The sequence below is a fragment of the Fibrobacter sp. UBA3629 genome (genome assembly GCF_002374005.1).
In the GTDB taxonomy this organism is placed as follows: Bacteria; Fibrobacterota; Fibrobacteria; order Fibrobacterales; family Fibrobacteraceae; genus Fibrobacter.
Map to the genome: position 1 here is coordinate 36,685 of NZ_DFLC01000024.1, position 26,929 is coordinate 63,613.

A 26,929-nucleotide genomic window follows, 5' to 3' on the forward strand; every position below is an offset into this window, starting at 1 on the left:
CCAACGGTACAAACGGCAAGAGCGCTTACGAACTGGCTGTGGCGGCTGGGTTCGAGGGTACTGAGGCGCAGTGGCTCGCCTCGCTGAAGGGTGCTGACGGCACGAACGGTACGAACGGCACCAACGGAACGGACGGCACGAACGGCAAGAGCGCGTATGAACTTGCAGTGGCGGCCGGGTTCGAAGGGACTGAAGCCGAATGGCTCGCGGCCCTGAAGGGCGCCAAGGGCGATGCCGGTGATGACGGCGTGTCTTGCGTGTTGACGGACAACAACGACGGTACCGTGACGGTGACCTGCGGCGCAAGCTCTACGACGCTTTTCAAGGCTGTGTGCGGTACTATGGCATACGACCCTGCGGAACAGTTCTGCGTCGGCGGAAAGACCTACGCCTTGTGCGAAGGAAAAACCAAGGATTATGACCCCACAACCCATGCTTGCGGTGAGAACGACATTGTTGTGCCCCTCTGCGGCGGCAAGCCATACTACGACGATCAGAAGTGCGAAGAAGGCGTAATCCTTACCCTCTGCGGCGATAAGGATGACCCGAAGTGGCATTGGTATTACGATTCAACCAAGGCCCAGTGCCTGCACAGCAAGACGCTTGGTGATAGGGATTTGGTGTTTGACCATATTCCCGTTGGCGATGGCTTTGAAAGGCAGTCGGATGTTGATTCGATGCTGTATGTTTACGTGTCCTCGACTGAAGTCCAGAAGCGCGCTTACTGTGGCTCTGCTAAATATGTTCCGGGTGCTCCTGGCTATCATGGCTTAAGCTCGACTTATGCTTCGAACTCATCTATGGTAATATATTCGTTTATCAATGATGCGGATAGTCTTTTTACCTTTAGCAACGCATCTGGTCATTTCTACAATCCTGAAACGCATTTCTGCGATATTCCTGAAGGTTCCAATCGCCTCTATGGTACAATCGTTGAAAAGTGCAATGGCGAGGAATTCAACACAACGACTCACTTCTGCGACTATAGGGAAAACAAACTTTACAGTTTCAAGAAAATAGGAACACAGATTTGGATGACGCAGAACCTTGCGTATGCTGATTCTGTTGCTACGCCGAACCTGAAGGGGCTTTGGAGTTGCCCAGGTTCTGCCGGAGCGGAAAATTTGCAGAATTGCGAGGAATACGGAATGCTTTACAAGTGGTCGGCAGCGATGGATATCGATGGTACATATCAGTCGACCCTTAATAATCCGACGGAACCCCGTCAAGGAATCTGCCCTGACGGTTGGCATCTGCCTAGCTATGATGAATTGAGCGCCCTCAATGAACATGCGAACTACTTTGCAAGTATCACTGGTGTCTCCGCACAGGAAGCCTTGATGGATGAATCCTGGAGCGGTGTTTCCAACAATCTGGGATTCAATGCGGTTATTCCGTCTACAGGTTCCGGATATACCATGTGGGGGTCTACGGAAAATGCTGCAGCAAGAGCCGCATCTTTGATGATTAATGCGACTAACGGTGTTACTCTGAATGAATCGTTTGGTAAGGGCAGCCCGCTGTATGTCCGTTGCGTCAGGAACTAGTTCCCTGATCTGAAGGCAGATCTAATTTCAAGGCGGACCGGTTAACCCCGGCCCGTCTTTTTTGTATTTTTCCTGTACTATAGCAGAGAATGAACGCGATATTAAAAAAGTTGAAGGCCAGAAGGCTGCCGACAAGCATCCGGTGGGCAACTTCATGTGGAGCGTGGAAGATGAAGATTGATGCGCCCGAGTACGATGCGGAAGAATTCCGGCGCAAGGAAAAGATTGCCATTATCGTGGGCCTGGTTTATTCGGCGCTCGCTATGACTGTCGGTGTTATGGAAGCGATGGGATAGATGCCGTTCTAAAATGCTATTTTTCATGGCGCAATAAGTCTTTAAGGGTGTAAAAATGATTATCGATTTGAAAGGCATGGAAACGACGGTGCTGCCGAACTTCAAGGGTGGCGAGAAGGAATACAAGGCGAAGATGTACTTTGACGGGACGACTCGCATTATGCACGGGACGCTCGAACAGGGCGCATCTATCGGCTATCACAAGCACGAGACCAACAGCGAAATCATGTTCTTCGTTTCGGGCAAGGGCAAGGTGCTCTTTGACGACGGCGTGGAATACGTGGAAGCGGGCCAGTGCCATTTTTGCCCGAAGGGTCACAGCCACAGCCTGATTAACGAGAACGAGGAGCCGCTCGTGTTCTACGCGTGCGTTCCGGAACTGGGATAAAAAAACGGAGTATACAAGATGTCTAAACTGATGCGTTCTATTTCGGGTATCCGCGGTATCGTGGGCGATACCCTCACCCCGCAAGTCTTGAAGAGCCATGTGCGCGCCTTCCTCGAGATTACGAAGGCCAGGCGTGTGGTCATCGGGCGTGATAGCCGCCCCACCGGCGATGCCATCGTGCAGTTTGTCGCGGGCATATGCCGCCTCTCCGGCGTGGACGTGGTGGATGTTGGCCTTTCGACGACGCCCTCGGTGGAACTCTTGACGGTGCATTTCAAGGCGGATGCGGGCATCATCATTACCGCAAGCCACAACCCGCTCGAATGGAACGCGCTCAAGTTCCTCAACAGCAAGGGGCTCTTCCTCGGGCCCGATGACGTGAAGAAGCTTTTCGAACTCGCCGATGCGGACAACTTCAGTTATCCGGATTATCGCACGATGGGCAAGTACGAGGTGGCGCCCGATGCCGACGGCATCCACATCGACGGGACGCTCAAGATTCCGTTCGTGGATGTGGAGGCGATTCGCGCGAAGAAGTTCAAGGTGGCCGTAGATGCCGTGAACGGTGCGGGCAGCTACATTGTGCCGCGCCTGCTGGAACAACTCGGCTGCGAGGTGGTGCGCGTGCATTGTGAACCCGACGGCACGTTCCCGCGCGGTGCGGAACCGATTCCGGAGAACCTGGGTGACCTGCGCGATGCCGTAAAGAAGAACGGTTGCGCGCTCGGATTTGCAGTGGACCCGGATGCCGACCGCTGCGCCCTCGTGGACGGTTTAGGACAAAGTATCGGCGAGGAATACACGCTCGCGATTGCGACTGAAGAAGTGCTGAGCCAGAAGAAGGGAAGCGTTTGCGTGAACCTTTCTACGAGCCGCATGAACGAAGATGTTGCCACGAAGTACGGTTGCGGTTTCAGCCGCGCGAAGGTGGGCGAGATCAACGTGAGCCTGCAGATGATCGAGAACGGCTGCATCATCGGCGGCGAGGGCAACGGCGGCGTGATTCTGCCGGCGCTCCACTACGGGCGCGATTCCCTGGTGGCGGCGGCGCTGGTGCTCAGCTGGATGGCGCACCATGACGGCGGCCCCGAGAAGTTTGTGGCTGAAAACCCCGCCTACGTGATGCCGAAGAAGAAGTTCGAACTCGGCGACAAGAAGGTGGCGGATATCCTCCCGAAGGTGAAGGCGGAATTTGCCGGCTGGAAGAGCGACGAGCGCGATGGCCTGTGGCTCGGGAGCGAAAAGTCCTGGGTGCATGTGCGTGCGAGCAATACGGAGCCGGTGATTCGTGTGATTGCGGAGGCGCCGACTGCCGCAGAAGCGGAAGAACTCTGCGCGAAGGTGGAAAAACTCATCTAACCGTCGCTATGCTGCGGACTGTTTTTGAAAAAAAGAGTGCTCGTTCGGCGCTCTTTTTTATAGTTCGATTCCCGTATCGCGTTCGATGACTGTTTCGCAGGCGGCCTTGAACGTTTCGGGAGTCGCGACGATGGTCACGGTTTTCTTGGCGCGGGTGATGCCCGTGTAAAGAATCTGGCGATTTAGCAGGGGGTGCCCCAGTCGGGTCGGCAGGAACATCAGCACATGATTGTATTCGGACCCTTGGGCCTTGTGGACGGTCGAGGCGTAGGCGAGTTCGAATACGTCTTTCGGGAAAAGGTATGTGGGGTAAAAGACAAAGTCGTTCCCCTTCTTGAACATCAGATAGCCTTCGCCCGATTTATCGTAACAGAGAATGCACATGTCGCCGTTGTAGAGTCGGAAGGTTTTCTGGTTCTTGACGAGCATGAGCATCTTGCATGTTCTTTTGCCATGGCATTTTTCAAGGACGAGATGTTCCATGAATTGGTTGATGAAGTCCGTGCCGATGCCGCCCTGCCTTTCGGCAGAAAGAATTTTTGACTGCGTGCAAAATTCCCACACCTTCTGGCAATTTGCGTACTCCGCATCTTGCGGCGAACACTGCTTTTGCGGATTGATTTGACTTGCCGCATCTACAAAGTCCGAGAGGTAATTTTCGAACCAGCGGGTAAGCAAGGCTTCGACTTCGTTACAGTAATTTTCGGCAGTCAATCCCAGCATCTGTACAGCGCTTCCTAGAACCCACGAGTTCAAATCCTTGAAGCCAAAAAGGGTGTCTGCGTTTTCGAGCGAGGCGAGTTTCCCGATTTGGGAATTCTTGTCGAAGCGTCTCGAAACAGTCAATTTGACGGTGGAATTCGTTTTTACGCCGAGCAAGTCGCCAAGCACGGCGCCCGCATCTACAGGCGGCAACTGGTCCGCATCGCCCAGCAAGAACAGTCGCACGCTTTTGGGAACCGCTTTCAGGAAAGCCCCGAAAAGCGAGATATCCACCATGCTCGTTTCGTCGATGACAATAACCGCATTTTCGGGGAACGGATTCTGTTCGTCGTGAAAGAACTTGTTTTCGTTCGGTTTGTAACCCAGCAGGCGGTGGAGGGTGTACGTTTCCGCATTCGTTATCTTGTTGTAAATCTCAAGATGGTTCTCGAATTCCTTGGAGCCGACCAGGTTCACGGAATTCACGATACTTTCCTTCATGCGGTCGGCGGCCTTGCCGCTCGGGGCTGCCAGATACAGCGGGTAGGCAAGCCTTTCCGGATGCTCGCAGTAAAGTTCCCGAAGCAAGAAGAATATGACGGTCGTCTTGCCCGTGCCCGGGCCACCCGTGACAATCAAATTTTCATTGACGCCGCGCACAATCGCTTCGGCCTGTTCCGCTTCGAGCCGTACCGGATTTCCGTTTGCGTCTTTTGTGAACGAGGCGACATTTTCGATGCATTTTTCCGCGGCCCCTTTTACCGGGGCGTGCGCCACAAAGAGTTCGCGGACTTTCTGTTCGACGTTAAGCTTGGAATAGAAATACTTGGTCGGGTAAAGGTAATTGTCCTTCAGCGTAAAGGGCTTCTTGAAAAAGGAATGTTCGTGCGCACTTGTACCGACAATTCCTTCGTAACCGCCGTCGTTGATTTTTCTTGCCGCTTTCTGCAGGGATTCCTTATAGCAGGGCTTGCAAGGAATGCCGAAATTTTCGAGCGTCTTCGAAAGCCTCGCTTCCAGTTTGCTAGAATCTAGCGGAATGCGCGTGTCGCCAAAATTCTGCCTGCAGAGCAAAAGAGCGAGCAGATCAAACAGTTCGGGGCCCGCATCGGTGCAGAAGGCAGGAAGCGCATCCATTAGACGCCTTTGCAACGGGGTGACGGCGCCACAGTCGACTAACGCATTCATCAAGTTTTCGTTGCTCTTGTCCATGGCTAGATAATCCCGCTGTAAAGTTTATTCAGTTCTTCGTAAGAGGTGAAGGTGCTCGACATGATGCCGGAGGTTTCGCCTTCGCTACAGCCCCTGAAGAATACGTAATAGATGCCGCCAAAATACTTCTCGAAAATCTGCTGTTCCGTCAAATTCCGGTAGAATCCTTTGAGCCAGCGAATAAGCACGTAAGAATAGAGAATCTGCTGCACGTCGTAGTGCCTGAACACCATGTGCTCTTTCATCGATTCGTTCCCGTAATCGCCCAGCACGTCGGATTTCCAGTCGAGAATGCAGTAGCGGCCATCGCGGACAAACAGAAGGTCTATAAAGCCCTTGCAGTAACGGTCCAGAAGTTCCGTCCCCTTTACGCCATCCAGCGCCATGTGGAACGGAAGTTCGCTGCGGCGGTTTGCAAACGAGACTTCGTTCAGGGTAAACGATTCGCCCGTCTTTTGCGCGCCCTCGATTGTTTCCAGTTTGCCGTTCAGGGTATGCCAAACCATCTCGACTGTTCTTGCGAGCCACTGCGGGTGGTGTTCGATATCCAGGTTCTCGTCAATGAAGGACTTGCGAACCAGTTCCTGCAACGGCTTGAATTCGAGGGCCTCTGCGAGCGCGAGCTTGCCGACTTCTTCAAAATCGACCAGCTCGAAAATCTTGTGGATGGCGTTACCGAGTTCGGCGCCGCGAGGGTATTTGTCTTCGGCCGTTGGCGCTTCGGTTTCCGTTTTTGCCTTCGTGCTGTCGACTTCGTCTTTTTGCAGGCGGCCTTCGTCCGTTTCTTGCTCCTGCGTACCGTGGGCAATTTGCGAGTACGAGGTAGAATGCGGGAACTTGCGCCACACATCAAGCGACTTGAGCGTTTGTGCGGCCGATTCGACACTTGCCGCCGAAACCGTTTCGGAATCTTTCTGCATCAGCTTCAAAATTGTGCGTACGGATTCCTTTCGGTCCTTAAACTTTTTGTCTTCGACAAAATCGAAGAACTTGGCGTTCTCGGCTTTTTTGCAAAAGCCCTCAAGAATGTCTACGTACCAGTCCATCGCCTTGCAGCGGGCGCGCATTTTCCCGCTCTTGTCAGGCTTGAATTTCGGGAACCAGGGCAAAATCATCAAGTACGAGGCCCTGGTGAATGCGACATAGAAAAGCCTGCGCCATTCTTCTTCGGTTTCATGCTGGCAAATTTCTTTTCCGCCTTTTTCAAAAGTCATTACGCGGGAAAGGTCGCCCGATGGATTGTTGAAAACGTATGGCCCCGAAGATCCTACATGCCCGCGCTCGCTCGCGACCGAAATCACCACCGGGAATTCCAAGCCCTTGGAGGCGTGAATGGTCATGGTCTGCACCACGTCGAGGTCGGTGCCCTTCGCCACGATGTTTGAATTTTCGAGAGCGTCTTCGCTACCGATAGCGAGGCCGTCCAAATGTCGGATCAATTCTTCGAGCGAGGCGTTGGCGGTATAGAGGTATTCGATGGCGTAATCGCCCACTTGGCGAATCTTGTTCAGGCTTTGGAGTTGGTCCGGAGCGTTGAGCGACACAAGATTGCTCGCATCGCTGTAAATACATTCCTGCAGTTCGGCCCAGCGGCGCTGTTCTGCCAATGCATGCCACCGCGAAAAGATGGTAATAAACTGCGCGCCGTCTTCGTCGGGTTTGAACGCGTTGATGTAGTCCATGTCCTTGCCGAAAAAGTCCGTCATGAGCGCCGCGTAAAGCAGGCTGCGGTTCCTGTCGGAATAATCTTCGGCATCGATGGCCCTGAAAAGCGCAGTCCATTCGGCGCATTCACGACTTCGGAACAGGTTCGCATCCATGTACCGCAAGAACGGGATGCCGGCCTTTTTCATGCCGTATTCGATATTGTCAAGTTCGGAACGTGTTCTCGCCAAGACGGCAAAATCCGAAAACTTGACGTTGCGAAGTTCACCCGTTCCCTTGTCCGGAATCTGGAGGTTTGTCTTGCCGCCCTTGAAAGTGCACATGTCCACAATGTTGTTGACCACGATTTCGGCATAATCTTTCGGGTCTATATTCGGCTCGCTCACCAAGAATGGCTTGATGGTTTTTCCCTTGTAGGTCGCATCTTTTTTAGCATCGGTGGGGCTCTTCGACGATTCGAATTCAAAACCGAATGGCGGGAAAAGTTCGTTGCAGGCTTCAATCATTGCCTTGGAAGAGCGCCAGTTTGTCGAAAGCACCTTGCCGTTTGCAATCTGGTCAACGGCATTTTCGTAAACCTTGACGTTTGCGCCCTGGAAACTATAGATAGATTGCTTCGGATCGCCTACCACCAGAATATGGTGGAGTCCATCGTCGGCATCAAAGAACACGCGCTTGAAAATTTCCCATTGCAACAGGTTCGTGTCCTGGAATTCGTCGATGATGGCGAACAGGTATTTTTGCCGCAACGAATCTACCAGCGGAGAATCGTCATCAAGGACTGCCTTGTAGACGTTTCGAATCATGTCGTTGAAGGACTGAATCTTGCTTGTATTCTTGTGGAGTTGCCAAGCATCAAAAAGCTTGGGCGTGTATTCGTAAAGGCACTTGTGCAAAAGCAGCGTTTCGATACCGCCCGATTTTTCGTCGAGCAAAGCCTTCAAATCCTTGATGACGCCGAGGGCCGAATCCAGTTCCGAGCCATCGCCCACGACATTGAACTTGAACGACGCGCCGTTATATAGGGCGAAGCCCTTTGTCCACGACGACACTGCCTTAAGCAAGTCGCCTGCCGTCTTGGATTTTGAAATGAGTTCGTCCTGGTGAATCTTGAGGATATCGCAGGCGGCATCTACACAGGGGATTTCCCTCAAGTGCGTAAAGTCTTCCGCTTCGGCCATGCAGCCGACATCGTCGAAGTCAATGTCTTTTGTGCCGAGGCGAAGTTCCATGTTTCCTGCAAAGCGGACCGTTTCGGGAATATAGCTTGCGATGGCGCCCTTCAGCAATTCCGTAAAACTATCCAAGTCGCCGTTGTATTTCACAAAGCACTTGAAAAGTTCTTCGTGCGCCCACACGTCGCGTATCGATTTTTGAATCAGTTCTTCTACGGCGCTTTCGTCAATCAGTTCCTGCTTCAAGGGCACATCAGCTTCGTAGGCGAATTCCTGCGTCACCTTCTGGCAGAACGAGTGGATGGTGCCGATGGGTGCGCCCTGGACATCGTGCAGGGCCTGCTGCAGGTAAATGTTTCCGCTATCCTTCTTGAATTCTTCTTCGATTTTTTTGCGGATGCGGTCCTTGAGTTCGCCGGCAGCCTTCTCGGTATAGGTCACAATCAGAATCTGGTTCAGGTTCATTCCCTGAGTCACCAGCTTGCCCACCACTTGCTGAATCGTGTAAGTCTTGCCCGTGCCTGCGGAGGCCGCGATAAAAAGGTTCTCGTTGCCGGTAAACGATTCTATGTCGAAAACATTATTCATCGTCATCCCTCCAAATCGGGTCCAGCAAGCGGGTTTGTTCCATCACGGCGATTTCCCAGTCCTTCGAAAAATCCTCGTGCGAAAATCCGGAGAACTTTTCGGGGTCGAATAGATTCTTTCCGTCAAAATATGACCACGGGCCATATTTGCCCGCCAGTTTCAGGCGGTAATTGGAGAATGTCTGCATGTCGCCTTCGGTGTACATTTTCGCGGGCACGCACTTGCGGTAATTTTCGACATAGCAGCGGTGGTATATGATTTTCAGGCGCTGCATGGCGCCGCGACGGTCTATCGAGAATTTCTTTTCGGCAACTTTGTTCTTGCTCGAGAACACCCTCAATTCAAAAGGGATTCCGTCAGCATCGTTCGAGTTTGCTGCTGCAATCAGCAGGGCGTCCAAAAACAGCTTGGTAAAATCTGTATTGGAAATATCGCCGGACTTGACGCTGAATAGCACATGCGTTCCATTTGCAAGTTCATTGTGCCAGTCAAGCTTGCTGCGCAATGTCCAGCTGTGTACGCCTTCCGACAAAGAAACTTCCAGCTGTTCCTGGTATTTCGCGTTCCTGCAGCCAACGCTTTCAGAAACCAGGTTGTAAATAACTTCCGATTCCTTGTTGATGTCGTCAAGGGCGACGTCGCCAAAAACTCCACGCGGAATTCTCTTCTTTAAAATCCATTCCTCTTCTGTCTTGGAATCCTTGATGCGTTCGGCATCCATGACGGACTGCACAAAATCCTTGAGCAAAATAGAGCGGTCGAGATTGTTCAAGGAGACTGGTTCGAAAAGTTCCTTTTCGGGGTCGTTTTCTACCGACGGCAACGTCACCTTTCGCGCCAGCTGGAACTGGAACGGGTCATCGAAGAACCGCTTGAAGTCGCGATTGTTCACCGTGTCGGGCAGGGCTATTTGAACTTCTTCCGGCTCGTTTCCTTCGGCATCTTCGGCGCGGGCATCCAGAATGCGGTTCAACTTGTTGCGAATGGAGCGGAGCGTAAACAGTTCTTCGTCCGGTCGGGTTTCGTCCAGCGGAATCTTGCGTTCCCTAAAAACAGCACTGTTCGGGCAAGCGCTTTCGGCAATAAAGAATTGCAAATCCCGAATCACCGAAGACGGGAAAAGTTCTTCGTCTTTTTTCAGGTTCCTGTTGATGTAACTGATGTGGAACCCGTCGGCAGCACTCATCAGTTGACACAGGAAGGTATAGCAGTTCTTGTCGACCGGAGTGTCGTCACCCGGCCAGCGCGTTGTCTGGGTGCGCAAATCCATGGTGTTCGCTTTCTTTTGTCCCGGGAATACGCTTGCGTTTGCGCCGAGGAAAAAGATATGCCTTGCCGGAACAACCCTGTTGACAGCGAAGCGCATAAAGGTGAGGCCACCGCTGAAAAGCCGCGTGTTTCCGGTATGGGAATCCTGACAGGCGCTCGAAAGCATCTGCCCTGCGATTTTCCACGAAATCCAAGATGCGCCCGCATCGAACTGGAATTCCATCAGGTCGATTGCATCTTGCACCCTCTGCCAAATCTTCTTTTCGACGGCGAAGCGGTCTTCCTTGGCGTTCAACGCCACCCAATGCGCCAAATGCGATTTCAATACCGCAAGGGAATTCGGCTGGTGGGGCTCGATGCCCTCCGGCGCAAAACGGATCCAGCGGTTCAGTTCGTCGATGCAGGCGATAAACTTCATGGTGAGCCCGTCGTCTGAAGATTCGATATCTTCGTAGGGCAAGTAACGCTCGTGGGCCGAGGCGAACGGCGCGTCGGTCACCTGCGAAAAAAGCATCTGGTTTATGCAACGGCTCCAGTCATCTTCGGCGCTCTCGACGGTATGGCGGTAAACGTTCATGTTTACCACCCACTTTTCCCAGGCGGCCACGTCGCTGTCGGTAATCTGCAGCGTAGACTGGACCACCGGATTCTTGACAAGGTCAAAGAATGCCGGCCTCGAAATCGAACGCTGCTGGTGGATATCCAGAAGATTCGCGATGGCCTTGCCAATCAGGGAATCCTTTTCCGGGTAGTCCGTAATCGCGTAGGGAATGTAAAACTCGCTGTCGCGCGGGGCCGCATTGAACACCTGCTCAATCGGAGTGCGGTACGCATCCAGCTCGGGCGCAATCACTACCATCTCGTCCAGGCGCACGCCCTGCTTTAAAAGCAGGCAAACCTGCGTATGCAAATTCTCGACTTCGCGCAGCGATGACGGTGCTGCGGTAAGAGTCAGCGAACGGTCGGCCTTAGGCGAAATGGATTCAGGCGTCGCCTCGGATTCGTCAAAGCGATTCAAGCGATGCGAAACCAGATACTGCACCTGGTGCAACAGCGAATCCGGAGCGTATTCGTAACCGACAAAATCAAAAGTATAGTCCGACGCCAAGCACCACAGGCGAATGTTTTCGCGGCCGGTGCGGCCCCAGTTTTTAAGGAGCAAGTTCTCGTTTTGGGCAAGCCCCTCTTCGGTAGTGGAATCCTGGATGGCCGGGAGCGCAATTCGCGACGGCTCGTCTTTCTTGCTCCAGCGCGTCACGGCGCGGTTGCCCACATCTTCCCAGAATTCCATACACGGATTCTGGATGAAGGCGAAAATGTCGTGTTCCTGCGCAAACCTCTGCAAGATTACGCGGTAGAACTGTCCCATGCCCGAAAGACTGAAAATGAAGACCGGTTTTTTCCATTGCGACGAATCCGTCTGCTGCGAAAACAGGTAGGGAATCGTGAGGTATTCCGTATCGCTGCCCGTGCGCTTGTGCGTCGCCTCGAACACGCGAGTCAGCAGGGACTTACCGCCCGCATTGTGGAACAGCTGTGCATACACGTCGCGCTGCCATTTTTCCTTGGGCAATACACGGCCCTTGTCCGAGAAAAAGTCCCGCAACTCGCCCTCTTTCCAGTAGGCAAGCAGGCCTTCGTGATGCTTGTTCTGCAAGGGCGAAATAAAACCGCCCGGGCGGCTCGTTTCGTATTCCAAGAAGAGCCCTGCCAGCGTGCGTGCAAAATCAAACAACTTGGATTCGTCGATTTCGCCGGACTTTTTATAGAGGTACTTCTTGATTTCTTTCGGAATCGATTTCGGCTTTGCGGAATAGGTCTCGTTCAAGTAGGCGATTAGCACGTTGCACAGGATATCTGCAGTCAACTTCTGCTTGGACGTGTCCCCTTGCGTCAAATACCTGAACAGGAATTTGTCGAGGGTGACAATTTCCAAATTCGCAAGGACGCCGCATTTCGCAATGTAGCGCAGCCTGAACCACTGCTCGATTTTCGGGTCCGGGAAAATCACGATGGGCGAATCGAAAGGGTCCGTCCAACACTTGCCAAGGGCGTCGATCATCTCGTCGGCCAGATTTTCCAGGTTCAGTGCGAATTTCAAGTGCAGCATGGCAAGAATATAGTTATAAGTTACAGCCCTTCGGCTTCTCTGGACCACTGCTCGTCCAGATCGGGATGTTCTTTGCGGAATCGCCTTAATGCCTTGTGGACTTCCCAAAAGTGATTCAGGCCTTCCGCTTCGCACTTGGGCTTCAGTTCGTTGTAGAGTTCTTTTACCTTTTCTTCGAGTGTCATGGTTTACTCCTTTTCTGCTGACTAAATCTAATCAATATTTGTGACAAATACTGTCATTTATGTTCGTGAATACACAGATTCGTCAAATTCCTTCATTTTCAGTTCGTTGATCATGGTTTCGAGAGAGCTCGGTTTGCCGTCGCCGTGGAGATCGTCGCCTGGTCTGGGGTCTCTGTATTTCCCTTCGGCGACCTTCTTTTCGTGTTCCGTTTCGGCGAGCGTCCATTTGGCGATAAAATCCCTCGCGACGGCCTCGACGTCTTCGGAAAGGCTGGTCTGCAAGAACCAGAAATACTGCCCGAAACTGCGGTTCGCGACGCGGATTTCCTTTTTGCAACTGGGGCAAATCGCCGTCGCCTGCGAACCTCCCGAAAGGGGCGAGCCCGTAAACGAGCGGATGACTGCTGTGCCGCCGCACCTGCATTCCACCATGAACTGGTCGGTTTCCCAGATACGCAGGAGTGTCGCGAGCCTGAGGCCGACCCTGACGATGCTGCCTGCGATGTTGAATGCCCTTGAGGTTTGCAGGGGGCCTACGTAGAGCCCACCGCCCTTGATGGCGTAGTGGACGTCTATGTTGGCGTAGCGCGGTGTTGCGAGTATTTCGTCCTTGTGGCACATGATGATGTCGAGGTTGTCGAACAGCAGTTTCTTCTTGCGCTCAACACTCCTTTCCTGGAATTTGTGCAATTCCTCCTGCTCCCTGTTTTCTTGTTCAATTTCGTCGCTGATTAGTTTTAGCCCAGACGCCTGCCGTTTGCAGAAATCCGCGAAAGTTTCGCGCTTGTTGTTCGGCTCCGCCGGGATGTACGGGAAGGGTTTCGAGTCGTCGATGTGAATTGTTGCCATAATTGAGCTCCTGTCAATGGCGTTGTGTTTGTTCTATAGTTGGCGTTTTTGCTACAATTTATGCATAAATGTGAATACATGCATAAATCTAAAGCGTAATATACAAAATCCATGCGATCCGGAACTTCCCTATGACACCATAAGTAGCGTTTCTGACAGAACCAAACTTGCGGCGTTTTGGCAGTCGACTGAACGCAGCTCTAGAAAAACTTCCGCCTATCCTGTTATATTTAACAAGTCTTCTGCACTCAATTTTGGTGATTATATGGATAAAAAAGCCTTGGATCCTGTTCGTTGCATTAAGAATGATTAAAGGAGCGCTAGACCATGGATACTACATCGGGTACATACCGCCGTATTTTTGTGCTGGGCTCCGGCTTCAGCAAGTCTTTCTGCCCGCAGATGCCCACGCTCCGCGACCTGAACGAGCGCATTCCCTTCGGCATTCCGGACGAGTTTCCGCATCTGCGCGAATACTGCACGCGCTTTTTAGAACTGTGTAACGGCCAGCCGGATTACCTGGACATCGAGCGGCTTTCGACTTCGATTCTTTCGGCGCAGATTTTCCCGGGGGTGCGGGAGAGCCTGTACCATTCTAGCCTGCGGTTCGAGCTTTTGCGGTTTATTGCGAGCGAAATCCGGCACGACAAGGGTGTGGATGCGGAATCGGCCGCGGTGCTCCGCAAGTTCCTTGGGGGGTGCGAGAACTGCCCGGGCGAGGGCGTGCGCGATACGCTGTTGCTCACGTTCAACTACGATACGCTTGTCGAGGACGTGATTGCTGCCGACCCGGAGATGAGTTCGCGCGTGGCGGTGGATTACGGCGTGCGCATTGACCCTGCGGACCGGAGTGCGGTTCGTGCCCCGCGGACGCTCACGGTCGACCTCATCAAGCTACACGGTTCGCTCAACTGGTACCCGGTAAAGGGAGCCTCCGACCCGCTTGACCTCAAGAACGTGTGCCAGGTGGAACCCTGCGACCGCAGTTTCCCCATCTACCGCGAAGACACGCCCATCTACATCCCGATGGCACATGCGAAGGAATCCTTTTTGCGCGGGAGTCTCTTCAACCTGCTCTGGAGCAAGGCGGATTATTACCTCAAGAATGCGCAGGAGATATACTTCCTGGGTTACGGTTTCCCGAAGACGGACATGAACAACCTGGAATTTTTGCTGCGGCATCGCGAACGCTTCAAGAAGGTGGTGGTTTTCGAGCCGGAAAATTCCCCAGTGCTTGGACGCTTGCAACGCCTGCTGGGTAGCCTGGTCGTGAGCCGCGACGCGAAGGATTTTTTGGAACGCTGGGTATAAAAAGATAAGGGAGGGCGGTTGCCTTCCCTTATCCATGTTGGATCGGAATGAAAAGCCGGTTATTTGGTAATGTTTATCGGACGCGCCTCGTGGTAGCTGCCGGTCGATACCTTCACGATGTAGGTGCCCGCGGGCATCTCGCTCATGTCGAAGGTATGCACGTGCCCGCCTGCGTTCTGGATTCCCGTCACCTTCTGGTCGATTAGCGCGCCGAATCCGGTAAACAGGCTTATCTTCACGTTGTCGCGGTTCGGGAGCGAGTAGCGCACGCTGAGGTTCCTGCGGGCAAGGGAGAGTTCCATGTGCGTCGCGATTCCCTTGAGGCCGTACATCAGTGCTGTGGTCGATTCGCCGGCTCCGCTGCCCTGCTCGTTCGTGAGGGTGACTGTCACCTTGAAGAGGACCGTTTTCCCGTTGTACTCGAGTCCCTGCGTGAACTTGTATGTATCGCCGTTATTCACGCGGTTCGGGTAGTGCCCGATGGAGAGGGTTCCCTTCGCAATATCCGCTTCGCTGAATACATAGGCGTTTTCGCCCCATTCCACCACGTTGCCCGCCATGCCGAACCAGTGGCCGGGAGCGTTCGCGGTAGATTCGGTTGCCTTGTTCCCGCTGGGTTCCTGCGCGAAGAAGGTCGCCTTCGAGAGGCTTGCCGCGGTGAGCCCGAGCTTGTCTGCGACTTCGGCGACGTCGAAGGTGGCGGTGACCGGAGCGTAGTTGTCGTCGATGGGGAGGGTTACCTTGATTTCGTATGTCGCTGCGACCGTCGCCGGCGCGATGCTGCTCGAACTGCTCGATGTCGGCGTAACGGAGCTACTGGAGGACGTCGGAGTAACGGAACTGCTCGATGCAACGGGCGCGTCGCCGATTTCGGGCCACTTGTAGTCGAGCTTGAAGTCGTTGTAGTATTTCGTATTCGCGTCGCCTGCGCCGCTGATTCCTTCCTCGGGCTTGAGGCGGTAATCGTAGTGGTAGGTGCGCATGTCGGGGTTCTTCGAGTAGTTGTAGTCGGTATTTACCACGATGGCAAATGCCATCTTGCTTCCGCCTGTGGTGCTCGGGGTCTTCGCTATCTTGAGGATTGCGGTTTCGTTGCCCTTCACGGGTTCGCTGTACACCGGCGTGCCGTCCGTGGCGCGGTAGGCGAGCACCAGTCGCATGTTGTCGTTCGTGGAATGCGAGCCGTTCGGGTAGAGCGTCATGCTGATCTGCGTCGCGCCGTCCTTGAGCTTGAGCGGGATTACGTTCGAGCCCGACCATCCCGGAGTCAAGTCCTGGTTCGGCACCCAGTCGCCGTTGCTCGTGGTGACGCTCTGGTACGGAGTCATTTTCCAGGTGTAGCTTTTCCTGTTGTTGTCCCACATGTCCTGTTCCCAGTAGGTATCGCTCCCGAAATTCTGGTTCAGCAGGTTCTTGATTTCGTTCGACCATTTTTTCATGTCGAGCATGGCGAGCCTTGCGCGGAATTCCGTGATGAGCCTGCGCACGCCCTCGTCGCCGAGGCCGATGTCGAGCCCGTAGGTTTCGAGCAGGTAGGTAGTCTTACCGTAGGCGTGCCCGTACACCCAGCGCACGGACCCCGTGCCGAGCCATGTGCCCATGAACGTGGGGAATATGTTGCTGTACTGCGCGCCGCCCAGAAGGTAGCGCTGGTTCTTGCCGGTGACGCCCTGGGCGCCGGGGCCGCCGAAGGTGCCGTCGATGAGCCAGCCCGAGTAGCATTCGATGGGCATGAAGGGCGCGATCACCGTCGCCGCGTTCAGGAATCCCATGCCGCTATAGACGCCTTCGCGGTGGCTGAACATGTCCTGCTGGATCCACGTGTTGCCCGCTTCCTGGAACCAGTGCGCCTCCTTGGCGCCGGGGTAGCCGTTCGTCATCGAGTGGATGCCCTCGTGGATCATCGCGTCCATCTGTGCCACGCGATCGCGGTAGGGGCAGCTCGTGTTGAAACTGTACAGCGGGTAGAACGATGCCGCGACGGCCGTGTAGCCCGCGACCCATGTCTGCCATCCGCCGGTGGTGTCGGTCTTTGCGCCGCCCGCGCACGTGCCCGAGCCGTAGTAGTACACGGCGCTGTACTGGCCGTCCTGTGCCTGTGCGTCAGGGGCCCAGCCCATCTCGTTATAGAGGTACTCGAAGTCGGTATCGTATTTCTTGAGGATGCTGTCGATAGTCACGTCGGTAATGCGGCTGTCGCGATCCTTGCCCCAGTAGAAGGCCCACCACTTGCCGGCCTTCTTGCCGGTCACGCCCGAGCAGTTGTTGTTGAACTTGGTGGGCGGTTTGATTTCGCCCAGGTTCGACTTGGTGTCGTAATCGAGGTCAGAGCGGTAGGCGGGCCATGTGTAGGCGTCCCCTTCCGCTGCGGAGGCCGTTGCCCCCATCCCTGCCGCGAGCGCTGCCGCGGCTATCCATCCCATACACTTTTTCTGCATAACACACTCCAGTTTTGATGCTATGCTAGAAATAGGTTTTTGCGCCCGGAAATCCTAGGTTTTGCCCCTCCCGGCGTGCTGTTTCCGTGTTGAAAGTGTGTAAAAGTAATTCTATGAATGCACTAAAATATGTTTAAATGTTGTATTTTAGCGTATTTTTGTGTAAAAATTATTTATTTCTCGGCCTGTTTCTTTTCTCTTTTTATCTGCTTCAGCTGCGCGAGCCGCTCGCCCAGAGCCTTTTCCTTGCCGTAGGGCTTGGGCTGGTAAATCTCGGTGCCTTCGAGTTGCTTGGGCAAATGCTCCTGCGCGGAATATGCGCCCGGGCTGTCGTGGTCGTACTGGTAGTCAACGCCGTAGCCCAGCTTTTCGCCGACCTTCGTTACCGAATTGCGGAATGCGCGCGGTACGGGCAGTGTCCCGGTTTGCTTCACGATGGAGTCTGCCTTCATTCCGGCGAGTTCCAGGCTGTTGCTCTTGGGCGCAAGCGACAGGTAAACCGCAAGTTCGTCGAGCGCGATGAGGCCCTCGGGTATGCCCATGAAGTCGTATGCCTCTCGGGCGGCGGTCGCGAGCAAGAGTGCGTTCGGGTCTGCAAGCCCGATGTCTTCCATGCTCATGCGCATCAGCCTGCGCAGTATGAACCGCGGGTCTTCGCCACCCTGCAGCATGCGGTGCAGCCAGTAGAGGGCCGCATCCGGGTCAGATCCGCGCACCGACTTGTGGAGCGCCGAAATCAGGTTGTAGTGCTCCTCGCCGCTCTTGTCGTAGCGCAGGGGCTTCTTGTACTGGAATTCTTCCAGCAGTTTCTCGTCGATGATTTTGCGATCGCCGAGGTTCTTGCCAATCCATTCAATCTGGTTCAGCAAAAAGCGTGCGTCGCCGTCGGACTGTGCGATTAGTTTGTCTATAACCGCCTCTTCGACTTCCACGTCCTTGAGCTGCAGGCCCCGCGGGTGGTCGCGCAGTGCGCTGAAAATCAGCGTGCGCAGGTCTTCCTTGCTGAGGGGTGCAAACAGTATCAGCTGGCAGCGGCTCAGGAGGGCGCTGTTGACCTCGAACCCGGGGTTCTCGGTGGTGGCGCCTATGAGCGTCACCGTGCCGTCCTCGACGGCACCCAACAGCGCATCTTGCTGGCCCTTGTTAAAACGGTGGATTTCGTCGATGAAGAGAATCGTGTCCATGAACGCGTTCTTCATCGTGCGCGCGTCGGCGAGGACTTCCTTCACTTCCTTCACGCCGCTCGCGACTGCCGAAAGGGCGACGAAGCGCTTTTTGGTATGTTGCCGAATCACGTGCGCGAGGCTCGTCTTTCCGCAGCCGGGCGGCCCCCAGAAAATCATGCTCGGCACATTGTCGTTCTCGAGACTTTTCCGCAAAAGGCTCTGCTCGCCCAGAATCTTGTTCTGGCCTAAAAATTCATCCAGGTTCTGCGGGCGCAGTCTTTCGGCGAGCGGCTGGTCCATATCTTATTCCACGGGTTCCACTTCGATGGAGTAGCCGATTTCGCGGCTCGTTTCTTCGACTTTCTTGTAGTGGATGATTATCTTGATTTTATCGCCATCAGAAATCGTCGCGATTCCGTGATAGTCGTTGCCGTCGTGGCTGGATACCTTGACGCTCTGGCAAGAAAGGTTGTCTTCTGCAAGGGCTTCGCTGATGATTTCCTTCGCTTCGCTTTCCATCCAGTGGTAGCGCCCGGCAACGGGGCCCGGAATGGCAATGGCCGCGATACCGAGGGCGATGACTGCGGCTGAAATCATGAACTTCTTGGGTGCGGGCAGGTACGAACCCACGTGCATCTTGTGGAGGGTTACCAGCACGTAGAATCCGGCGCCGAGCCCGAGCAAAAGCGGGATGTAGACATTCCATGACTGAATCATGCGGAGGTCTACGAACAGGTAACTCGAAATAAAGTAGGAGCACGCGCCAAGCACGATGAGGCATGCGAGGCAAATCAGGATTGTCTTTGCCGGTTTCTTCTGGAATTCTTCGCAGAACTGGCGGGCTTGGAGGAACTCGTTTGTCTTTGCTTCGGAGATAGTCCCTTCGCCCTTGCAGATATTGCACTTGAGGCCATTTTCAATCTGCTTCGTGCCGTTGCAGCGGATGCAGTCGAGCATCTTGATGCTGCCGGAACCGCAACATATCGGGCAAGGCTTCTTGTCCTTTATCCCGGTGCCCTTGCAGCGCTTGCACGGGCTGGAACTCCTGACAGGGAAGTCTACGGTCTTGTCCAGCGACCTGATGTGAATCTGGACGGTCTCTTCCTGATTTTCCATGCGTCTATTTCTCCTCGCTAACGAATTCGAACTTGCTGAAACTTGCGGGCAGTTCGCGCGTGGGGCGCCCGTTCTTGAGCATGCAGTGGAGCGTGGAGCCCGTGGTGCACAGCTTGCCGTTCACGCTTGCCCTGTATTCAAAACGGATGCGCAGCTTGTCTACGCGAATCATGGTGGTCTCGATATCCACGAATTCGCCGTAGTGCGTGGGCGCCTTGAACTGCACGTTCAGTTCGAGCACCGGGCTCGAGAACCCCTCGGCCTCCATGTCGGCGTAGCTCGCGCCCGCCTCGCGGAAGTATTCGGTACGTGCCTGCTCGAACCACACGGCGTAAACGGAGTGGTGGACGATTCCCATCTGGTCGGTTTCCGCATAGCGCACTTCGACGCGGGCGGTATGCTTGAATGTGCAAGTTTCCATAAACTAAATATACAAACAAATTTTTGCGAAGTCCGGCCTATTTATCCGGGAAAAGCTTGCCTTCTACCTTCTTGAAGCATTCGGGCTTTTCCATGGTCGGGACTCCGCCTTTGGTGAAGGCATGCAGGGTGGATGCCGTGGCGCAGAGAGTCTCGCCAACGAACAGCCTGTACTGGAATTTCCATTTCAGCGTGTTTACCTTGTAAATGGTTGTTTCGATGTCTACGGTGTCGCCGAACTTGCAGGGTTGCCTGTAGCGGACAACCAATTCGAGTACCGGACTCTGGAATCCCTCTTTTTCGATGGCCGTGTAGGGGGCTCCGATGGACTTGAAAAAATCGATGCGCGCCTGTTCGAACCAGATGGGGTAGGATCCGTGGTGCACGACCCCCATGGCGTCGGTTTCGGCGTAGCGGACCTCGATATGGCTCGTATAACTCAAACCTTTTACTAGCATGGGCAAAATATAGTTATTGGACGCACCGCTACACCTGTCAACCAATTTTTACATGGCTGCCGCATATCTCGAAACCCTATTTAGTCCTTTTTTCCCGTTTTTCGCCCAAATTCGCATTGTAACGCTTGACAACGCGAAAGCACGCTTGCGTCTTCACAAAACAGCAATAAAAAAGCAGTTTGTATGTTAGGAAACTATAATCAGGAGTTACAAAGATGTCCAGGATCCAGGGATTTCTTTTTTGCGCATCGTTTGCGCTTTCTAGCGTCTTTGCGGGGGCGGTGACAGTCACCCCCAAGACGCCCGAACTGAAGGATGGTTGCTACCAGATTTCGAGCACTGCAGAACTCTACGGTTTTGCCGCTATCGCGAACGGAACCGACGGCTTTGTGAAGGATTCGCTCGCCTGCGGAAAACTCGCGAAGGATATCGTGGTGAACGAGAACGTCCTCGACGCGGAAGGGAACCTCAACGTGGCGGATACGGCAAATTTTGCGACCTGGACGCCGCTTATCGCGTTTACCGGGAGTATCGACGGGCAGGGGCATTCCATCACGGGCCTCTATTTTAACGATTCCTTGCAGTCTCCGGTCGGCCTTATCGGTTCGACGAATGCCCCGTACAATTCCGCTAACAGGGAAGGGTTCAATTATCCCGAAGTGACCGTCAAGAATCTACGTGTGCAGGGCTCCTATTTCCGCGGAAAATTCGAAGTGGGCGGCATTGTCGGCCATGCGTATTCGAATGTGGCCACGGTTCTCGACAACGTCTCTTTTGATGGCGTGGTCGTGAGTGGGCGCTTTGCGGGGGGCCTGATTGGTGGCTCTACGGGCGGTGATGGCGGTTACGTTGTCAGGAACAGCTTCAACGAGGGCTCCGTCTTTGCGGGGAGCGGTGCAGGCGGCATTGTCGGTGGCGTCTACTACATGAACAGGGCGTGGATTGTCAACTCCTACAACCTGGGGACTGTCACGTCGGATTCTTCGTCCGGCGGTATCGTGGGCGAACACTGGAGCTATGGAGGCGCGCTTGTTAACGTGATGAACTTGGGCGAGGTCAAGCTCGACAAACAGGAAACTTCCATCGATGTCAAGTCCATTGTCGGCGAGAAGGGCTACGCCCTGGAAATGATAGACAACGTATTCTATGTCGCTCCCGGCCGCAACGAGCATTACGGTACGGCAGTCACGGCGGCACAACTCGCGGACGGCTCTGTTGCAAGCCTCATGCATGCTTATGACTATGCGGGTTTCGAGGGCTCCGTCTGGGGCCAGGACGTGGGTACGGATTCCCATCCCGTGCTTACGGGCGAGGTGAAGAATGCGACCTTCGAGGCAAGGACGGTTACTTTCGATACGCACGGTGGCGAGAATATTGAAATTGCGGCCCCGAAGGGCTTCGCGGTCAGGATTCCCGATATCGAGCGCGCGGGTTACGAGAACCTCGGCTGGTTCGGCAATCCCGAGTTCAAGGGCGATACGCTCTCGCATGTCGCCGCAGCAGATACCGACGCTACGGTCTGGGGCAAGTTCATGGCGGTCGCTTCCATTACGCTCAATACGAACGGCGGCACTGTGGATTCCGGCATGGTCGAAAAATATACGGAAGGCTTGGGCGCGAAACTCCCGAAGAAGGTTTCCCGCGATGGCTACGTTTTCGTGGGCTGGTACGCCGAGGAGGACTTTAGCGGGAACAGGGTGCAGGCTGTGGACCCGGATGCGACGGGCGCGCAGGTATTCTATGCCCGCTGGTACAAGATGAAAACTCCTGCGAAGGACGATGCGGGCTGCTACGTCATCAAGACCGCTCCGGAACTCTATGGTTTTGCCGCCATCGTGAACGGAACCGCCGGCTATACTCGGGAAAGGTCGGCCTGTGCGGGTCTCGCGAACGACATCGTGGTGAATAGCGACGTGCTGAAAGAGGATGGCACGCTCAAGGATGCTGAAGCCGCGCTGAATTATATCCCGTGGAACCCGATCGATAGTTTCGCCGGTGTGTTCGATGGCAACGGGCACGTGGTTTCGGGCCTGTTCTATGCCGATTCCGCGTATTACGCAAGCTTCGGGTTCTTCGCGGGCATCGGCGGCACTGCGGACAAGTTCGCCGAGCTCAAGAATTTCGGGCTCGTGGATTCGTACTTTGCGGTCAAGGCCGACTATTTTGGCGCGATTGCCGGCAGGGTAGTCGGTGTCCCGTTCAGTGTAAATTACGGCTCGGGTTACTGTGCCAAGTTTTCGGGCGTATATAACGAATCGACGCTCCTGCCTTACGCGGATGCGCAGGGCGCCGCGGGCATCCTGGGGAGTATCAACTACAGGAGTACCGCCCATTTCGAGAACACCTACAACCGCGGCCTTATCCTGGGGCGCAGTTACAATATCGCCGGTATCCTGGCTCACCTGTCTTCGAATACCACGCTGTATATGTCCAACTGCTATAGCGTGTGGAAGTCGAAATCCCTCATGTACAAGGAAAGCAAGGCGTTTATTGCCGGGAACCTGGGCGCATCGACGGTGAGCATTGACAACTGTTACTACCTGAACACGCAGGCCTACAGGGAACTCGCCGGCACCCCGGCTGCCGATAGCCTGTTCAAAAACGGCACGGTGACGCTTGTCCTGCGGAAGGGCGAGAACGGTTCCGTCTGGGGCCAGAACGTGGGTACAGATGCCTACCCGAACCTTTCGGGCAAGCTCGAGAACTCGCAGGCGGCAGAATACAAGGTGACGTTCCATACCTTCGAGGGCAATAACGCCACGTATTTCGACAGCTACGTCGCGGGTTTCTCGAAGGCGCTTCCCGAGGATGTCTACATGGAAAACGCCTCGTTCATGGGCTGGTACGACAATCCCGAATTCGAGGGCGAAAGAGTTTATGCCATTACCAACATGGATTCGGGTGACAAGGAATACTGGGCAAAACTGCAGAGGACCTTCGGCGTAACCTACGAGACGAACGGCGGTACCATCTATTCCGGCGGGGCGGTTATCTATACGGAAGGTGTCGGCCTTGAACTCCCAAACGACGTGCGGCTCGACAGCAACCTGTTTGCGGGCTGGTACGACAACGCCGAACTCGAGGGCACGCCCGTGACGGCGATTACCCCGGACGATTCCGGCGACAAGACGTATTATGCGGCCTGGTTCAAGCTCAAGATGCCGGAACTTGACGAAACGGACAACTGCTACGCGATTTCGAATGCGGCAGAACTCTACGGCTTTGCGGCATACGTGAACGGGACGCACGGCATGTCGTATTGGAACCATCCCGAAATATGCGGCAAGCTTACTGCAGATATCGTGGTGAACGAGAACGTGCTCAAGGAAGACGGCACGCTCGACAGTGCGAACGTGGCGAAGTTCCTGCCCTGGGAAATTATAGAGTCGTTCTCGGGCAAGTTCGACGGCCAGGGCCACAAGATATCCGGCCTTTACGGCGTTGCCGCACCCAAGAAGCCTATGGCCTTCTTCAATGAAATCTACGAAGGGAACTACGACCCGGCCCTGCAGGCCGAAGGGCCCGTCGTCATCAAGAAAGTTACCCTCGATGATACCTACTTTAGCGGTGTGAAGAATGGAGTGGCCGGCTTTGTGGCATCTATCAAGGGTGCGCGAAGCTCAAGAGGGGTCAACTATCCGGGGGCGATACTTGAGATGGATAGCTGCCATTTCAAGGGCTTCCTGAAATCCGATTCGAACGTCGTTGGCGGTTTTGTTGCCAACAGTAGCGGTACGCTCTCCATTACCAATTCCACGTCGGACGGTGTGATACAGGGATACTCCAATGCGGGTGGCTTTGGTGGCTACCTGTACGGGACAATCAGCATCACCAATAGCGTCAACAGTGCGAAAATTGTAGGCGGCTATTCTTCGACGGGCGGCATTGTAGGCGGTGTTTCGGGAACAACGACCATCATGAATTGCGAAAACAACGGCGAGGTGGTCGCCCGAATCTTCAACAACAATGCGGGCCTGGTCGCAGGAATCCTGGGTCAGTCCTATGGCAAGCTCACGTTCGTCCAGAACCACAACGCCGGTGAAATCAGCGGGCCTTCCGCCTATATGGCGGGTCTCATTTCGGATATATCCGGCAGTGGGGAAGTTGCAATCGCGAACAACTACAATACGGGTGCAGTGCGCAGTACGAGCCCGAATAACACGTATGTCGCGGGCCTTATTTCGCGTGTCTACTATAGCGATGTTTTCGGTATTGTCGCTAACAACTACAGCATTGGCGAAATCTCCAGGACAAACGAGAGGTATGGCGCCATCGATTACGTGATGGCGGTGTCCTACGGCACGAATCTTGTCTTCGAGAACAACTTCGTTGCGCCGACTGTCGAAGGTCTCGATACCTCGTCGCTCGGAATTATTCTCCCGATGGAAAAGTTTAGGGACGGCACGGTCGCGGATTCGCTCCACAACTATGTACAGAAGGACGGTGAAGGAGTCGCTGTCGAAAACGGCATTACCGGTACGGCCTGGACGCAGGGCGACGAATACCCGGTTCTCGTGACGAAGTCCGAATTTGCCCTCGTACTCAATCTGAACGGTGGCAAGCTCGAGAACGCTCCCACGACATACACGTACGGCGAGGGCCTTGTGTTCCCCGAACCCACGCGCACGGGCTACGATTTCAAGGGCTGGTTCAGGTCGGCCAACTTCCAGGGCAGCGTCGTCACCGAAATTTCTGGTAAGGATGCGGGCGACAAGATTTTCTACGCCAAGTGGGAACCGAAGGAATACAAGGTGACCGTGAAGGTGAACAACGGGAACTGGGGCGTAGTGAGGGGCCTCAAGGAAAATGGAATCTACAAGTATGGCGAAGAGGCTGAACTTGTCGCCGTCGCGGATAACGGCTACGTGCTGAGCAACTGGCAAGACGACGTGCGCCTCGTGAGCACGCAGTACCGCCTCACGGTCGTTTCCGATACTACGGTCACGGCGAACTTCGCGCCGGTCAATCCCGAAAGTTCCAGTTCCAGCGCAGAAAGCAGCTCTTCTGCCGTCTCCTCGAGCAGCGAGAAATCTAGTTCCAGCTCCAGCAAGGAACCGGAATCCAGTAGCTCCGAATGCAAGGGCAAGGATTGCAAGGACGCCATCCCGGCAATCGCCATGGCACCCTCGTTCCGTGTGACGGCGATGAACCGCGAACTCCAGGTTTCCGGAGCCCGTCCTGGTGCGGCCTTCGCCCTGTTCGACATGCAGGGCCGCGTGCTTAGTTCCGGCAGGGTAGGGGAGTCGAATTTCTCCATTCCGGTCAGCCGCGCAGGCAATTACCTTGTCCGCATTGGCCGCGCAACCCGGCGTGTTTCCGTGCGATAGGCTTGTGCGTGCCCGTTAGGCGTGGCCCATTAAGAGTCTATAGATCTACAGAAAAAAAGTTCCCGGCATCAGCCGGGAACTTTTTCTGTCAAGAGTCTAATTCTAGATTAGAAGCTGAACACGGTTTCTGCACCGAAGCGCAGACCGACATCGTTGTCGTTGTCGCCGACCGGAATGTCAACCATGCCCAGGAGGGTGATATCGAGATGTTCGACCGGGGTGAGGTAGAGGCGGCCGCCAACGTCGATCGTCTTGGTGTCATCCACATCGGTGTCAAGCGTATTGGTGTGGAATTCGACCGGGATACCGAACTTCATGAAGCCACCGACCTTGAGGGCGGGTTCAGCATAGATGAACATGTATTCCGGGATTTCGAAGTCGTTGCCAGCGAGACGGTTGAAGGTAGAAATGTTCTGGCCTTCGATTTCGTTTGCGTCGTTTTCGCCGATGAAGGCGAAGAAGAAGCTCGTCTTGATCTGGAACATGGCCACGTCGAAGGTGGGTTCAGCCAAGATGGTGTGGGCGACAGAGGTCAGGTCGGTATTCGGTACGACATCTTCGTCATCGCCCAGGAAGTCGGCGTGGAAGCCGTACACAGCGCGGAAGCCGAAGCCGCCGATGTTGATACCGGCATCGATACCGGCATGCAGTTCGTTGTGTTCTTCGGTCTGGTAGCTCTTGTAGTCGAAGAACGGACGCAGGTGCTGACCGGCGTAGTCGAATTCGTAAGCCAAATGGGCGTTGTAGACCTTGCCGTTTGCGCAGGCGCCGAGGACATCGCAAGACACGTCGTTTGCGTTACGGCCAAAGCCGATGCCGAGTTCGAGTCCGGCGAGTTCGATCTGGAGACCGCGGATATCGTGTTCCACCATGCCGGCGGCGTTGTAGGTCGGGTCGTCGTAGCCGTAGTAGGCCTTGAACGCGCCTTCCGTGAAGGTGAGGTCACCGAATTTCACGGCAAAGAAGTCGGCAGGCTTGTACTGCACGAAAGCGCCGTTGTAGCCGATGCCCGGAGCTTCGACGGGACCGTCAGCTTCGACACCCACGTGTGCGGACCACTTCTCGTTGAACTTCACGTCGATATTGAAGTCGAAGGTGGTCCAGTAGTTGTGATTGACGTCGTCTTCGTTGATGAGGTCGCCCGTGTAGGCGTCAAATTCGACTTCGCCGGAGAACTTCACTTCCATGTTGGCGGCGGAAGTTCCTTCGCTCATGCTGGCCTTGAGCATGCTGAAAGCATTGCCGGCAGCGTTCGCGACTTCACCCGGGTTGGTATTTTCGGCCGGCTTGGAGTCTTCGGCCTTGGCTTCTTCGGCGGCCTTAGCTTCTTCGGCAGCCTTGGCCTCTT

At 54.7% G+C, this 26,929-nt stretch carries 17 protein-coding genes; 6 read left to right on the forward strand and 11 right to left on the reverse strand.

Going from position 1 to position 26,929, the window contains the following annotated elements; all coding sequences use genetic code 11:
- The 4 genes from B2310_RS08315 to glmM form a co-directional block, all read left to right on the forward strand.
- The coding region (locus tag B2310_RS08315; RefSeq protein WP_290730423.1) for an FISUMP domain-containing protein at positions 1 to 1,547 on the forward strand (1,547 nt) is incomplete at its 5' end.
- 170 nt (positions 1,548 to 1,717) lie between these two features.
- Complete coding sequence (locus tag B2310_RS08320) at positions 1,718 to 1,843, forward strand: hypothetical protein (RefSeq protein WP_290722721.1); 126 nt, start codon at positions 1,718 to 1,720, stop codon at positions 1,841 to 1,843.
- 55 nt (positions 1,844 to 1,898) lie between these two features.
- Positions 1,899 to 2,231, forward strand: coding sequence for a cupin domain-containing protein (locus tag B2310_RS08325; RefSeq protein ID WP_290730426.1), 333 nt, complete (start codon positions 1,899 to 1,901; stop codon positions 2,229 to 2,231).
- Positions 2,232 to 2,249: 18 nt separating this feature from the next.
- Positions 2,250 to 3,590, forward strand: coding sequence for a phosphoglucosamine mutase (glmM, locus tag B2310_RS08330; RefSeq protein WP_290730429.1), 1,341 nt, complete (start codon positions 2,250 to 2,252; stop codon positions 3,588 to 3,590).
- 57 nt (positions 3,591 to 3,647) lie between these two features.
- Here the strand turns inward: glmM and B2310_RS08335 are convergent, their stop codons facing one another.
- Genes B2310_RS08335 through B2310_RS08355 form a run of 5 tightly spaced genes read right to left on the reverse strand, consistent with a single transcriptional unit; the run spans position 3,648 to position 13,345 of the window.
- On the reverse strand, positions 3,648 to 5,504 hold the full coding sequence (locus B2310_RS08335; protein ID WP_290730432.1) for an ATP-dependent DNA helicase: 1,857 nt from the start codon (positions 5,502 to 5,504) through the stop codon (positions 3,648 to 3,650).
- A 2-nt stretch (positions 5,505 to 5,506) separates the two neighbouring features.
- Entirely contained in the window at positions 5,507 to 8,932 is a 3,426-nt protein-coding gene (locus B2310_RS08340) for a UvrD-helicase domain-containing protein (protein WP_290730435.1), read from the reverse strand.
- Positions 8,925 to 12,311: an exodeoxyribonuclease V subunit gamma gene (locus tag B2310_RS08345; RefSeq protein ID WP_290730438.1), complete on the reverse strand. Its 3,387-nt coding sequence runs from the start codon at positions 12,309 to 12,311 to the stop codon at positions 8,925 to 8,927. Before B2310_RS08345 ends, B2310_RS08340 begins: the two co-directional genes overlap by 8 nt.
- Before the next feature lie 20 nt (positions 12,312 to 12,331).
- The gene (locus B2310_RS08350) at positions 12,332 to 12,496 is read right to left on the reverse strand and encodes a hypothetical protein (protein WP_173382651.1); all 165 of its coding nucleotides are present in this window, start codon (positions 12,494 to 12,496) and stop codon (positions 12,332 to 12,334) included.
- Between the two features lie 57 nt (positions 12,497 to 12,553).
- Positions 12,554 to 13,345 (reverse strand): hypothetical protein, encoded by a 792-nt coding sequence (locus B2310_RS08355; RefSeq protein ID WP_290730442.1) that lies wholly within the window; start codon positions 13,343 to 13,345, stop codon positions 12,554 to 12,556.
- A 327-nt stretch (positions 13,346 to 13,672) separates the two neighbouring features.
- Between B2310_RS08355 and B2310_RS08360 the strand changes: the two genes are divergently transcribed.
- A complete protein-coding gene (locus tag B2310_RS08360) occupies positions 13,673 to 14,656 on the forward strand; it encodes an SIR2 family protein (RefSeq protein ID WP_290722705.1) in 984 nt (327 codons plus the stop codon).
- A 59-nt stretch (positions 14,657 to 14,715) separates the two neighbouring features.
- Here the strand turns inward: B2310_RS08360 and B2310_RS08365 are convergent, their stop codons facing one another.
- The 5 genes from B2310_RS08365 to B2310_RS08385 all read right to left on the reverse strand — a co-directional run bounded on the left by B2310_RS08365 (position 14,716) and on the right by B2310_RS08385 (position 20,254).
- Positions 14,716 to 17,094: a DUF4859 domain-containing protein gene (locus B2310_RS08365; RefSeq protein ID WP_290730445.1), complete on the reverse strand. Its 2,379-nt coding sequence runs from the start codon at positions 17,092 to 17,094 to the stop codon at positions 14,716 to 14,718.
- Between the two features lie 173 nt (positions 17,095 to 17,267).
- Positions 17,268 to 18,560: a replication-associated recombination protein A gene (locus tag B2310_RS08370; RefSeq protein ID WP_290722700.1), complete on the reverse strand. Its 1,293-nt coding sequence runs from the start codon at positions 18,558 to 18,560 to the stop codon at positions 17,268 to 17,270.
- Between the two features lie 3 nt (positions 18,561 to 18,563).
- Positions 18,564 to 19,376: a hypothetical protein gene (locus B2310_RS08375; protein ID WP_290730448.1), complete on the reverse strand. Its 813-nt coding sequence runs from the start codon at positions 19,374 to 19,376 to the stop codon at positions 18,564 to 18,566.
- Positions 19,377 to 19,380: 4 nt separating this feature from the next.
- Complete coding sequence (locus tag B2310_RS08380) at positions 19,381 to 19,797, reverse strand: acyl-CoA thioesterase (RefSeq protein ID WP_290730451.1); 417 nt, start codon at positions 19,795 to 19,797, stop codon at positions 19,381 to 19,383.
- A 37-nt stretch (positions 19,798 to 19,834) separates the two neighbouring features.
- Positions 19,835 to 20,254: an acyl-CoA thioesterase gene (locus B2310_RS08385; protein ID WP_173382656.1), complete on the reverse strand. Its 420-nt coding sequence runs from the start codon at positions 20,252 to 20,254 to the stop codon at positions 19,835 to 19,837.
- Positions 20,255 to 20,469: 215 nt separating this feature from the next.
- Here B2310_RS08385 and B2310_RS08390 point away from each other — a divergent pair, with 215 nt between their 5' ends.
- The gene (locus B2310_RS08390) at positions 20,470 to 25,581 is read left to right on the forward strand and encodes an InlB B-repeat-containing protein (RefSeq protein ID WP_290730454.1); all 5,112 of its coding nucleotides are present in this window, start codon (positions 20,470 to 20,472) and stop codon (positions 25,579 to 25,581) included.
- 107 nt (positions 25,582 to 25,688) lie between these two features.
- Here the strand turns inward: B2310_RS08390 and B2310_RS08395 are convergent.
- The coding region (locus tag B2310_RS08395; RefSeq protein ID WP_290730457.1) for a hypothetical protein at positions 25,689 to 26,929 on the reverse strand (1,241 nt) is incomplete at its 5' end.